Origin of the sequence: Psychrobacter sp. Ps6 (genome assembly GCF_022129235.1) — a bacterium.
In the GTDB taxonomy this organism is placed as follows: domain Bacteria; phylum Pseudomonadota; class Gammaproteobacteria; order Pseudomonadales; family Moraxellaceae; genus Psychrobacter.
The window spans coordinates 20544-32824 of sequence record NZ_JADQAI010000012.1 but is presented as its reverse complement, the minus strand read 5'-3'; the positions used below and the strand labels follow the sequence as shown (position 1 = coordinate 32824).

Annotated in this window: 10 protein-coding genes; 5 read left to right on the top strand and 5 right to left on the bottom strand. The window is 43.0% G+C overall.

Going from position 1 to position 12281, the window contains the following annotated elements; translation table 11 throughout:
- Nucleotides 1–19 precede the first annotated feature (19 nt).
- Together I3255_RS12325 and ftsY are read right to left on the bottom strand one after the other, a co-directional pair.
- Nucleotides 20–604 (bottom strand): methylated-DNA--[protein]-cysteine S-methyltransferase, encoded by a 585-nt coding sequence (locus I3255_RS12325; RefSeq protein ID WP_238039080.1) that lies wholly within the window; start codon nucleotides 602–604, stop codon nucleotides 20–22.
- 54 nt (nucleotides 605–658) lie between these two features.
- The gene (ftsY, locus tag I3255_RS12320) at nucleotides 659–1705 is read right to left on the bottom strand and encodes a signal recognition particle-docking protein FtsY (protein WP_238039103.1); all 1047 of its coding nucleotides are present in this window, start codon (nucleotides 1703–1705) and stop codon (nucleotides 659–661) included.
- A gap of 615 nt (nucleotides 1706–2320) precedes the next feature.
- Here ftsY and I3255_RS12315 point away from each other — a divergent pair.
- The 3 genes from I3255_RS12315 (at nucleotide 2321) to I3255_RS12305 (ending at nucleotide 5695) form a co-directional block, all read left to right on the top strand.
- Nucleotides 2321–2473 (top strand): hypothetical protein, encoded by a 153-nt coding sequence (locus I3255_RS12315; protein WP_238039079.1) that lies wholly within the window; start codon nucleotides 2321–2323, stop codon nucleotides 2471–2473.
- 70 nt (nucleotides 2474–2543) lie between these two features.
- Nucleotides 2544–4052: a pitrilysin family protein gene (locus I3255_RS12310; protein WP_238039102.1), complete on the top strand. Its 1509-nt coding sequence runs from the start codon at nucleotides 2544–2546 to the stop codon at nucleotides 4050–4052.
- 200 nt (nucleotides 4053–4252) lie between these two features.
- Complete coding sequence (locus I3255_RS12305; RefSeq protein WP_238039078.1) at nucleotides 4253–5695, top strand: pitrilysin family protein; 1443 nt, start codon at nucleotides 4253–4255, stop codon at nucleotides 5693–5695.
- A gap of 133 nt (nucleotides 5696–5828) precedes the next feature.
- Here the strand turns inward: I3255_RS12305 and I3255_RS12300 are convergent, their stop codons facing one another.
- Both I3255_RS12300 and I3255_RS12295 read right to left on the bottom strand, forming a co-directional pair.
- Nucleotides 5829–6326: a hypothetical protein gene (locus tag I3255_RS12300; protein WP_238039077.1), complete on the bottom strand. Its 498-nt coding sequence runs from the start codon at nucleotides 6324–6326 to the stop codon at nucleotides 5829–5831.
- Between the two features lie 353 nt (nucleotides 6327–6679).
- Nucleotides 6680–7648 (bottom strand): D-Ala-D-Ala carboxypeptidase family metallohydrolase, encoded by a 969-nt coding sequence (locus I3255_RS12295; protein WP_238039076.1) that lies wholly within the window; start codon nucleotides 7646–7648, stop codon nucleotides 6680–6682.
- A 282-nt stretch (nucleotides 7649–7930) separates the two neighbouring features.
- Here I3255_RS12295 and rodA point away from each other — a divergent pair, with 282 nt between their 5' ends.
- Nucleotides 7931–9073, top strand: coding sequence for a rod shape-determining protein RodA (gene rodA / locus I3255_RS12290; protein ID WP_238039075.1), 1143 nt, complete (start codon nucleotides 7931–7933; stop codon nucleotides 9071–9073).
- A 910-nt stretch (nucleotides 9074–9983) separates the two neighbouring features.
- Nucleotides 9984–10598 (top strand): septal ring lytic transglycosylase RlpA family protein, encoded by a 615-nt coding sequence (locus I3255_RS12285; protein WP_058024065.1) that lies wholly within the window; start codon nucleotides 9984–9986, stop codon nucleotides 10596–10598.
- A gap of 95 nt (nucleotides 10599–10693) precedes the next feature.
- Here the strand turns inward: I3255_RS12285 and radA are convergent, their stop codons facing one another.
- Nucleotides 10694–12130 carry a DNA repair protein RadA gene (gene radA / locus I3255_RS12280; RefSeq protein WP_238039074.1) on the bottom strand — a complete coding sequence of 479 codons (1437 nt, stop codon included), beginning with the start codon at nucleotides 12128–12130 and terminating at the stop codon, nucleotides 10694–10696.
- Between the last annotated feature and the right edge of the window lie 151 nt (nucleotides 12131–12281).

The window sequence follows — 12281 nt, the reverse complement described above, 5'->3', positions numbered from 1 at the left end:
TACAGCGCTATGTTTGCTATTACGATCTACATTTAACCCCTTCAAGCGCTAGCAAATACTCTTTTTTATCTAGCCCGCCCGTATAGCCGCCAAGCTTACCGTCGCTCGCAATCACTCGGTGACAAGGAACAATGATACTAAAAGGGTTTTTGCCATTAGCCTGTGCAACCGCACGGAACCCTTTTGGGCTATTAACACGCTGCGCGAGGGTGGCATAGCTGATGGTTTCGCCATAGCCAATCTCTTGCAGAGCCCGCCATACGCTTTGTTGAAACTCAGTACCCATAGAGAAATCCAAGGGTAAATCCAATGTTTTACGTTTACCAGCAGCGTAATCTTTGAGTTGGAAAATCGTTTCTATTAATAAAGCTTGAGTAGGTTCTTTCATGCTTAGGCTATTGCTGTCTATAAAAGTAAAGTCTTCATCTGTCAGGCCATAATATTTTTTAAGCTTGGGAACGGATTTTGAACTATGCCACGTATTACCGGGCAGCAGCCAATTGGCTTCAACGAGCATAGGCTGACTATGCTTGCTGACATGCTCATTAGCATGGGCAATCAGCGTTAATTGATGTGACCCAAAAGCTGCTGTGGTAACTATCATAGCGTTTACTTCCATATTATCTTAGAAATGATTTACCAAATAAAACTGGCTATTTTATTCTTTGTCATCTGTTTCAAACAAAGCGGCGACAAACTGCTTCGGACTAAAGGCACGCAAATCATCAATCGACTCACCCACACCAATATAGCGAATAGGAACATCTGTCGTTTCGGCAATGTTAAACACCACGCCACCTTTCGCAGTACCATCTAGCTTCGTAATGGTGATACCTGTCAATGGTACAATCTTATTAAATAGCTCAACTTGGTTAATGGCATTTTGACCCGTACCAGCATCCAGCACGATCATGCCTTCATGCGGAGCGCTTGGATCCGCTTTACGCATCACGCGTACGACTTTCTCTAGCTCTGCCATCAAATGTGTCTTGTTTTGCAGACGGCCAGCAGTATCGGCTATGAGTACGTCGATATTTTTTGCTTTGGCTGATTGCATCGCATCAAAAATCACCGAAGCACTATCAGAGCCATGACCTTGTGCCACCACTGGGATATGATTACGCTCGCCCCAAATCTGTAGCTGCTCGGTGGCCGCCGCGCGGAACGTATCGCCTGCTGCGAGCATGACTGATTTACCCTCGCCTTGTAAGCGCTTGGCAAGCTTACCGATGGTTGTGGTTTTACCCACACCATTGACGCCCACAACTAAAATAACAAATGGTTTTTTGCTGGTATCAATCACCAGCGGCTCAACTTTTGGCGTTAAGATATCGACCAGCTCACTTTGCAAGGCTTTATATAATGAGTGTGCATAAATCAAGTCACCACGGGCAGTCTGCTCAGTGAGGCTCTTGATGATACGGTTGGTCGCGTTGACACCGATATCAGCAACCAGTAACTGATCTTCGACCTCTTCTAACAGCTCGTCATCGATCTCTTTACCACCGATAAGAATACTGACCATCCCTTCGGCCAAGTTTTTACGTGACTTACTCAGCCCCGTCTTCATACGGTTAAACCAGCTGCCTTTTTTCTTGTTTTCTGGTGACTCTTCAGCAGTTTCTTGCGGCGTAGTCGCTTGTACATTACTGCTAGTGACTGGACTCACACTTGGTGTATCACCTAATTGCTCTTGTAGTGGCATGACAGGAATGGTTGTCGCAGTGTCAGGTTTGCTCGTAGCGCCTGTCTCTTTAGCACTTGAAAAGCTCTCAGAGGCACCTTTAGGGACGTTATGCTCTTCTGTCATAACAATTGGTGTGGCCAAAGCAATATTTTCTGCTGCCTGATTGTTTGAGACGTCTGGATTTGCCGTATTATCCCTTTGTGGCGCAGCACTCTCTGCTTCATCAATAATGGGTACAGATTGCGCCGGTAAACTGGGTAAGGTAATATCATCGTCATCTAAGTCATCAAGACCATCATCAAGGTTGATGACCACACGGTTGCTATTGTTTGGGTTATTCATAAGTTTGCCCTAAAAGTTATCGCTATTAATTATTTGTTTATTGTAAATGAAGTTTTAGATTGTCATAAGCTTGCCAGCTATACGACCATGTATTTTAGCCTATTTTAGCATAATTCAAGTCGCGCTCAGCCCTTACCATAGTAGACTGTCGTCAAAAACTATCTGCTTAAAAAATAACATAATGATTTGAGAAAGTTTTGCTTAAGGTTTGGACACAAAATTCTGACTTGTTCCTCGTCAGACTTCGCCTACTCTACCAAGACTCATTCAAAAATCCTTTAGGAAACGCTCATGTCATCACTCTCTAAACACTATAAAAGCATTGCCAATGTCAGTGTAATGATTTTGCTAACGACAACTGTATTATCTGTGGCAGGTTGCAATACCACGCAAGAGTTCAGACCGACCGCTAGTGTCATGGTTGGCGCACAGACATCACTGTGATGCATTGTATTGCTATGATTACATCCATTACTTCAGTCATTATTTTATATAAGTAGACCATACCATGCCATTGTCTTTACCACTACCTAATACGCCATTACGCATTGCATGTGCTTTAGCGATGGCGACATCACTTGCTGCCTGTCAAACCAGTACGATGACCTCGAATTCTGTAACGACTTCTACAAGCGCAATTGCTACAAAAGGCTTGTCTCAAGGTATTGTAGACAAAAACACGTTGGATAAAAATACAACGAGTAAAGAGTCGCCATCCTCTGCATTAGCAATGGACATGTCAGGTAGGCATGAATATCAATTAGAAAATGGTCTAAAAGTAGTCATAAAAGAAGATCACCGTGCACCCGTCGCCATGACCCAGATTTGGTATCGGGTGGGCTCGGCAGATGAGCCGCTGGATAAAGGCGGTATCTCTCACTTACTTGAGCATATGATGTTTAAAAGTACTGCTGATGTATCAAGTGATGATTATGAGCGGTTGATTGCCAAGTTTGGCGGCGTTAACAATGCCTTTACCAGCTATGATTATACGGGCTACTACGAGCTATTTCCTGCCAATCGCATGCCTTTAGCATTAGAGCTCGAAGCAGATCGAATGAAAAACCTCACCTTCAATGACAAAGAGTTTGTCAAAGAGCATCAAGTCGTCATGGAAGAGCGACGTCAGCGTACTGATGACAATCCCCTTGCCAAAGCTTACGAATCATTTCGTTTGCTAGCATTGCCTGACAGTCCAAAGGGTGAATCTGTCATTGGGCCCATGAGTGAGCTAGAATCTATCAAGCTCTCGGATCTAAAAGACTGGTATAAGACATGGTATGCACCCAACAATGCTACCTTAGTCATCGTCGGCGACGTGCAACCACAAGAAGTACTCACTCAAGTCAAACGTTATTTCGGTAAGCTCGCGCCAAGCAACGTACCCAAACGTAACGCTGTCACTCAAAAAGGCTTTCGTGGTTACCAAAAAGTAGACTCTGAGCAAGCGGTGCAAGTGCCCGTTTTGCTAATGGGTTACAACGTACCTAGCCTAGTGACAGCAGGCGCAAACAATGAAAAACAGGCTTACGCCCTCTCGCTTGCTCAAGACGTACTCGATGGCGGTCTATCTGCACGCTTGGAGAGTCGACTGATCCGTGAGCAAGGTCTACTGACCACAGTTGGTACTTCTTACGATTTGTTAGATCGCGGCGATGGGCTATTTATGATTCAAGCGACACCACGTGAAGGTGTCAGTTTAGAACAAGCGCAACAAGCCATAATATCAGAGATAGAAAAACTCAAAACCGATCCCATTGCCGCCGATGAAATCAGTCGCGCAAAGACCAATGCCGTCACTGGCCTAGTGTATGCACAAGATAGCATGGAAGGACAAGCTCGTATGATCGGCTCATTACAGTCTATCGGGCTCGATGATAGATTACTTGCTAAGTTACCAACCAAACTAGATGGTATCAGTGTCGCTGACATTCAGGCTGCTAGTAAGAAGTATTTGGTTAAGGACAACTTAACGGTGATGCATATCGTGCCACCAAAAGAGAACACTACCGAAGCAAAATAAATGCTGCCTGTTATCAGAACCTCTCATAAAAGCGACGATATAACCGTATTCTTAATAAGAAGAACATCATGATTCAGAATAAATATGACTCTCAAGCAAGACAAAAATCTTTGAGTACTGCTTTGCCTTCTACATCATCTAGTCTCTCATTAAAAAAGCTATCATGCCTTAGTACCAGCGTAGTTTTTGCATTGAGCATATTGGCTAATACTGCCCAGGCAGACAATACAGGCGCTGAAGATTACCGAGCCCCTACTGCTGTTGATGCAAGTGCGCCCATTGCAGCCTTATCTAAACTTACCAGTATTGATGATGCCAAATCTTTAAAAGTTACAGTACCAACGATTCAAGAGTTTAAGACCAAAGCTGGCGTCCCTGTCATGTTCGTTCAGACCACAGCCTTACCGATCGTCGATGTGGACTTACGTTTTAACGCTGGTAGTGCCCGTGATGGCAGCATCAGTAAAGACGGTTTTGGCATTGCCAATATGACCGCAACGATGCTTGAACAGGGCTCCAAAAGCTTAGATGAAGATGCGTTCACGCGTGCTGTTGAAACGCTGGGCATCAATCTGGGTAGTAGTGCCTATAAGGATATGTTCATTGTTTCACTACGCAGCTTATCAGACGATAAACACCTTCTGCCAGCTGTTGATTTGATGACGCAAATGGTGAGCGAGCCTACGTTTAGTGACGAGGTATTGGCACGGAATAAGTCACGATTACTCGTTGGCTTACAGCAGCAAAAACAAGACCCTGGCAGTCTTGCCAGTATTGCCTTTGATAAGGCTCTATACGGCAGTCATCCTTACGCTCATCCCTCAGTCGGTACGCTAGAGAGCGTGCCAACTATCGAGAAGCAACAGCTGATAGACTTTAAAAATCGGTATTTAGTAGCAGCAAATGCCTCTATCGCCATGACAGGCAATCTGACCTTAATACAGGCGAAAAAACTGGCTGAAGATATCACGACTAAACTGCCTGCCGGTCAAGCTGCCGCTGATTTACCTGAGCCTAAACCTCTCACTAAAGCGCAGCATATTCATATTCCCTTTCCAAGTACTCAAACCACCGTACTGATGGGACAATTAGGTAGCAAACGTGCAACCAATCCAACAGCCCAGCAGCAGCAAACTAATTTTGCAGTTGGTAACGAGGTAATGGCAGGTGGTGACTTTAATGCCCGTTTGATGACTGAGATTAGACAAAATCTCGGGTACACCTACGGTATTTCAGGATCAATGAATCCGATGCTAGCCCGCGGGCCTTATCAGATTGGTTTTTCAACGCGCAATGACAAAGCACGTGCGGCAATCGATGCAAGCTTAACGGTTATTGATGACACGTTAGAAAAAGGAGTCACTCAGGATGAGATACGCCTGACCAAAGACAATCTCAAAAATAGCTTCCCGATGGGTTTTGCAAGTAACGCAGGGATCAATGGGTTGTTAGGAATGATGAATTTTTATCAATTGCCAAACACTTACTTGGCCGATTATGTCAACCGTATTGATCAAGTCACGCTGTCAGGGGTCAATAAGACGCTGCGCGATACTTTAAATCCGGATAACTTTTTAATCGTGACAGTTGGGCAAGACGATCCTTGGAAGGAAACCGAAGCGACGACAAAAGCGACCAAATAAAAAGAGGAAAATCAGTTGGGGTAAATTCACTCAATTAGATAGTGAATAGCGTGAGTGATGAGCAGTTCAGTATGCCCGGCTCATCACTCATATGCTTATTATCTTGTGACTGACTTGTGATATCAAAAAAGGGCTACGAATACTCTTTATCAGAGTTATCAGAAATGGTCATTACGATGTCGTAATTGAGGTTTTGAGGCTTATAGGTGGCACCATTATAGCTTAGTCGAATGATATGCTTGTCGTAAGACATGACCTCATAACCACCATTAGCAAAGTCATGTAGCGCGGGAACTATCAGTAAGGCTTCGATTTGGCTATTGTTGGTGGCGACTGAAATATGCTGACCCTCTCGAGGATATAGGAAATAGTCACAATAATCGTTTACCATCACTTCTGCAACGCGCTCAATAACCTGACTACCCTGTTCTTCTTCTATCAACTTTGGGCATACATCAGCGCGCTCTGAGGCCAAACGAGCATAAGAGTTTCTAATACCGTCTTCAATGCCTTCAGAATTTTGTGCGATGCTATCACGTGTTAGTGCAGCTTTATCTGTCACCAATGAGCTGTTTTCAGAATAGGGTTCTGGACTGCAGGCACTCACCAGTAATATGGAAAATGATGCCATGCCTATTAACGTGGTGTAAATATATTTTGAGCGAAAAAAACGTTGTTTCCTTTCATTCGATTTACTGCATCTTGCGACTGCTGAATGCTGCTTTGTCATAAATCCCGCTTATAATAACCGTAATCTTCTTCCTTGAAGAGCGATAAGGATATAAAGATAATTGATAAACATGCCTTTATTAGAGCATGAAATCCTAATTCCAAACAATTTTTTGGTGAACTTGCGCGTCTAGCCAGCTCATCTTATTAATCATTTAGCTTTAAAATTTATAAGCGATATTATACTGTTTCTGGTTTTTTTATTGTCACTAATTTGAGTGTGTGCTTGCTTACGATGCGTTAACCCTTAGCTATCTAATAGCGACAAGAAGAGCTACTACTGGCATGGTTGAAACCCCATTTACGATAACCATCAGTATCGAGATGAATTGCACCCGTGGCATATAAACCCAAGCCAAAGTTGTAAGACTGTCCTTGATATTGCCAAAACTGGCACAGGCCATCCTGCATCGTACTGAGCCGCCATAGGTTGTCTTCGTACTCTGGCACCCAAATATCCATAGCACTTGCATTCATATGTTTGCTACTGCCAGCACCGCCAGCACAGTCGTTGAGCCCAGGGCTACGGTATACCGAGCGTATCTCGGTGCTCACAGGTAAAACTCCTTGGTTTTTTAGTTCGCTATAGAGACGTAGGGTCGGTACAATATTGGCCCATAGCTCTTGCGGTGGCAGCTGATAAGGCTCATAACCGCATTTGTCCCAGCTGCGCGCGGTGGTAAGTAGCTGAGACAGTGGTGGTACATTTTGTGCACCCACACGCGCGCTCAAATAGCGCTGATATTCGGCTACTTGCCTAGCACGGTAACTGTTACTGTTGAGCCATGCATTAAAGTCCATGCTGGTAAGATCGTTGTTGGCACTATTATAGGTGTTATTCGTTGTGCTGTAGCTGTTATTACGGTAAGTTGTATTATAAGTCGGTCTTCGTTGATTCACATTGACGTGTTTGTTTTCCTCGATAGACAGACTGGCATCAATTTCAAAATCACGCTGCTTTTGTGCAATCAAGCTTTGCATACTATCGCCATTTGATGCATTTGCGCCACTTAACATAGTGACACCAGGGCGCTGATTAGAGACATTATTAGAAGGCGATATATAAGCATTGCTAGTGTCGCCACTGCCTTGACGCACTTCGATACGGCGTTCACTATTATCACTGATGATAGCGGCATGAACACTGATGCTACTCATACAAACAACCAGTGCAAGAATAGGCTTCTGGATTTGTCCATAGTTATGGTTTTTTGATTTTATCATTGCAGGAATCTACCGCTAAAAACGTTTTATCGATACTATCAAATTTTCAACAGGCAGGCTAAACTATCGCCTCTAATCTGAGGCAAGATATTCGTAATTAACACTTATCCTTATCACTTTTATAATTCAGTGACTTTATTGTCTAGATGTTAAGTATCTGCTTGTTTTTTTGTCCGTGAGCTTCTATTAGACTAGAGACCGTCAAATACTCATCACATATTTTATATGAAACAGCTTAGATAACCTCTCCCTTTTACTCCAACTGCTAGCCAAAATTTGCCTATGTCTTCTAACCCGCAATACCGTTTTTCACGTCAGAGCCATCACTTAGGCCAAAGTCATGCACCGACGATCTGGCAACGTATTCACATCGATCCATGGTTGACCTTGCTTTTGTTAACGGTTTGCTGCATTGGTCTGACGATTTTATATAGTGCTGCCAGTCAAGACGTTGGCATGGTCATACGTCAGATGGTGAGTTACGGTGTGGCATTCACCGTGATGTTTACAATGGCACAAATACCGCCAAGCCTTTATCGTACCTTTACGCCTATGTTTTATGTATTAGGGCTTATATTGTTGGTATTGGTTGATATCATCGGTGAAGTGCGTATGGGTGCTCAGCGTTGGATCAACTTGCCTGGATTTGGTAGTGTGCAGCCATCTGAATTTATGAAGCTTGGTATGCCGATGATGTGTGCTTGGTTTTTGTCCAAGCGTGATCTTCCGCCATCACCCTCCAGTATTGCCATTACTTTGGCATTGATTATCGTACCCGTATTATTGATTGCAGAAGAGCCTGATCTTGGTACTTCACTTTTAGTCGCTGCCAGTGGCATTTTCGTGCTGTTCTTGGCTGGACTGTCTTGGCGCTTGATTTCTGCTGCTGTGATTTTAGCAATACCTTTCATTGCTTTTGCCTGGAACTTTTTGTTGCATGATTATCAGCGTACGCGCGTCCTAACCCTACTTAATCCTGAAGCCGATGTACAAGGTGCTGGGTGGAATATTATCCAATCAAAGACCGCTATTGGTTCAGGCGGCCTTACTGGTAAAGGGTATTTAGAAGGCACACAGTCACATCTGCATTTTTTACCAGAAGGTCATACTGACTTTATTATTGCAGCCTTCTCTGAAGAATTTGGTTTACTAGGTGTCATGCTACTGATGTTTATTTATTTTTGCCTTTTGTCGCGTGCCCTATATATCGCTTTCACCCATCCTGACGTTTATAGCAGACTGTTAGCTGGCGCTATCGCCATGTCTTTCTTCGTTTATATATTCGTCAATGTCGGTATGGTTGGTGGTATTTTACCTGTTGTTGGCGTACCCCTCCCTTTTATAAGCTATGGTGGTACCGCTATCGTGACTTTGATGGCAGGTTTTGGCTTATTGATGTCAATTCACACTCACAAGTCTGGTTAAAAACACTTAAAATCAATACCTTACGTATAAAATATTAGTAAATTATCATTGAAATATGACAAACATACATTGTTAATATTTCTCAAAAACACTGAGCATAAAATAAAGCACTCTCGCATAATTATTGATAATAAAGTTTAGATTAAGTCAAAATATCAGCGATTTTTCTGCTATTAATATTTTGTTACTTTTAATAGATACTACATAATCCCCAGCCATGACCAGCCTATCAAAAGGCTGTCATGAGACATAAAGCATTGTTAATTAATTACTTGTATCATACTGTCATTAATAGTGATTTTTTTAACAAAAATGAATTGTAAATCAGGGCTGAAATATTTTATTCCTTGTTTTTTACAAAAAATTGCGTTAACCTCATTTTACTGTACTTTGATACATAACCCGTACATAGCCACTAACAAACTTTGCATTTAATTATACTTTGGTTGTAGATTAGTCGTATAGTTAGCAGCTTGTAGATTTCAGACTTTCAAATACACTACTTAGTTAACGGTTTAATAACAAAGCATCACGCAACAACGTTTAAACCCTTCATTACTTTAGCAATATCAAAAAGTTTGTATATCGGAAGTTTTATAGATACGACATATAGTGACATTGATACTTAATCTCTAAGCTAAAAATAAGTACTCAATGAATATCGCTGACTATCATTTAAGCATGTCCTAAGTAACTACGGTCATTACTACCGCTACTTATGATCATAAAATGAAAAATTACCATATATTGAAACCTATAAGAGTCTCGCCCTAAATATTAATCGCTATAAAAACAATAGATTAATATGAAGATTCTAGAGTTTGATTCACTGTTAGATTGGTCTAACGCTGTCATACTCAATCTAAAAAATTTAGAGTTAGGTTTTAGTGTATAAGTTATAGAGGTATTTATGAATAAGCGTTTATCTGGTTTACTTACTATGTCGGCAGTTTTATTCGCTGGCTCTGCAGTTGCTACAAACGTAAATGCTGTAGAAGCAAAAACCTCCCTTGCAATGATTTCGCAAGATAACGCCTCCCATATCGATCGTGTACTTGGTGAGCTTAGCCGTCAGCATGATGGTGCATCAAGTTTGGTCAAATCCGCACGTCAGCCTACTTCATTAGCACTTAGTAGCTCACTATTAGCGAGTGATACTACTCAAGTCACCAATGATGAAGATGTGTTAGAGCGCCTAACCGCAGTAGCCTCTAACTCTGTCAGTAAATTTAAACAAACTGGTCTTGCCTCTTGGTATGGTCGTAAGTTTCATGGCCGTAAAACAGCCAGTGGCGAAACCTTTGACATGAATGGTCTGACTGCGGCGCATCGCTCACTACCATTAAACTGCTATGTTAAAGTTACCAATAAAACTAACGGCAAGAGCGTTGTGGTAAAAGTTAACGATCGTGGCCCATTCCATGGCAACCGTGTTATGGACTTATCTTATGGCGCTGCTAAGCGTTTAGGTATCACAAACAAAGGTGTTGGTAACGTTTCTATTGAGCGTGTTTCAGGGCCTTAACTTTAGACAATTCATATAAAATAAACACTAAAAGCGCCTAACTTATCATGAGTTAGGCGCTTTTTGATAACATCCTTTATATTTCCCAAGACTACCTATAACTCAAAGGCACTTTCGATAGCATCGTCAAGACGTTCAACAGCAATCACATTGATTCCTTTAAATTGAGGCGCATCTTTAGCAGGTGCATTGGCCTTCGGAATAATCGCATGTTTGAACCCATGCTTCATCGCTTCTTTTAAACGTTCCTGACCGTTGGGCACTGGACGGATTTCACCAGATAAACCGACCTCACCAAAAACTGCTAATGACGATGGCAATGGCATTTCTTTGATGCTTGAGGCGCATGCCAACAGCACTGCTAAGTCAGATCCAGTCTCTATGACTTTGACGCCACCAACAACGTTGACATACACGTCTTGTCCACTGGTATGAATGCCACCATGACGATGCATCACTGCTAGTAGCATGGACAAACGCTGGAAGTCCAAACCCAATGCCATGCGTCTGGGCTGTCCTTGGGAGTCATCCACCAACGCTTGTACCTCAACCAGTAAAGGCCTAGTCCCTTCACGGCTAACCATAACGACAGATCCAGCAACGGGCTTATCATAACGGCTCAAAAATATCGCTGATGGATTGGCGACTTCTTTGAGCCCCATGTCAGTCATGCCAAAAATACCCAGCTCATTAACCGCGCCAAAACGGTTTTTGACCGCACGAATCATTCGAAAACGTGAGTCAGACTGACCTTCAAAATACAATACCGTATCGACCATATGCTCAAGTACACGTGGGCCTGCTAAAGTGCCTTCTTTAGTCACATGGCCCACTAAAAATAGCGCTGTGCCTGTTTGCTTCGCATAGCGCGTTAAAATCGCGGCAGACTCTCTGATTTGACTGACACCGCCTGGTGCAGAGTTGATGGCGTCAGTATAAATAGTCTGGATAGAGTCAATAATAGCAATGGCTGGCTGCTCTTGGGTTAAGGCCGCACAAATGGTTTCCACATTAGTTTCTGCGAGTACGCGAAGTCTATCAGCAGGTAAATCTAAGCGTTTGGCACGCATAGCTACTTGTGCAAGTGACTCTTCGCCAGTCACATAAAGCGCGCTACCTGCCAAAGAATCGGCACGTGCCATATTGGTCGCAGTCTGTAACAATATGGTTGACTTACCAATACCAGGGTCACCACCGATTAGTACGACAGAACCAGCTACCAATCCACCACCCAGCACACGATCAAACTCACTAATACCTGTTGGCAAGCGTGTGTCTAACGTCACACTGACTGCGTTAAGTGGCATAACGGCGCTGTGAGTGCCAGAGTAGTTACCAGCTGGTGCAGCAGTACTACGAGAAGTGGATCGGCTGGCATTAGGCTTGGCGGTACCTTTATTGTGATGCGGCATACTGACATTTGGCGCTTCTACCAAGCTATTCCATTCGCCGCAATCGGTACACTGCCCTGCCCATTTGCCAAAATGCGCACCGCAATGCTGACAGACATAACTGCTTTTATTTTTTGCCATAAATGATGAGCCTTATTCAGATGATTAGTCGAGAATAATGAATAAAATATCGTACGCTCTTTGATGAGTGGGAATGTAAGAGTGTTTGTCGCGATCAGCCAGTTGTGAGTATCGAAAGCTGTATTTGATAGAAGGGAGAACGCTAAGCGTA

Bases quoted from the DNA above. Each gene is read 5' to 3' on its own strand.
- I3255_RS12325 (WP_238039080.1), bottom strand. From the start codon at position 604: ATGATAGTTACCACAGCAGCTTTTGGGTCACATCAATTAACGCTGATT.
- ftsY (WP_238039103.1), bottom strand. From the start codon at position 1,705: ATGCCACTACAAGAGCAATTAGGTGATACACCAAGTGTGAGTCCAGTC.
- rodA (WP_238039075.1), top strand. From the start codon at position 7,931: ATGTCTTCTAACCCGCAATACCGTTTTTCACGTCAGAGCCATCACTTA.
- I3255_RS12315 (WP_238039079.1), top strand. From the start codon at position 2,321: ATGTCATCACTCTCTAAACACTATAAAAGCATTGCCAATGTCAGTGTA.
- radA (WP_238039074.1), bottom strand. From the start codon at position 12,130: ATGGCAAAAAATAAAAGCAGTTATGTCTGTCAGCATTGCGGTGCGCAT.
- I3255_RS12285 (WP_058024065.1), top strand. From the start codon at position 9,984: ATGAATAAGCGTTTATCTGGTTTACTTACTATGTCGGCAGTTTTATTC.
- I3255_RS12295 (WP_238039076.1), bottom strand. From the start codon at position 7,648: ATGATAAAATCAAAAAACCATAACTATGGACAAATCCAGAAGCCTATT.
- I3255_RS12300 (WP_238039077.1), bottom strand. From the start codon at position 6,326: ATGGCATCATTTTCCATATTACTGGTGAGTGCCTGCAGTCCAGAACCC.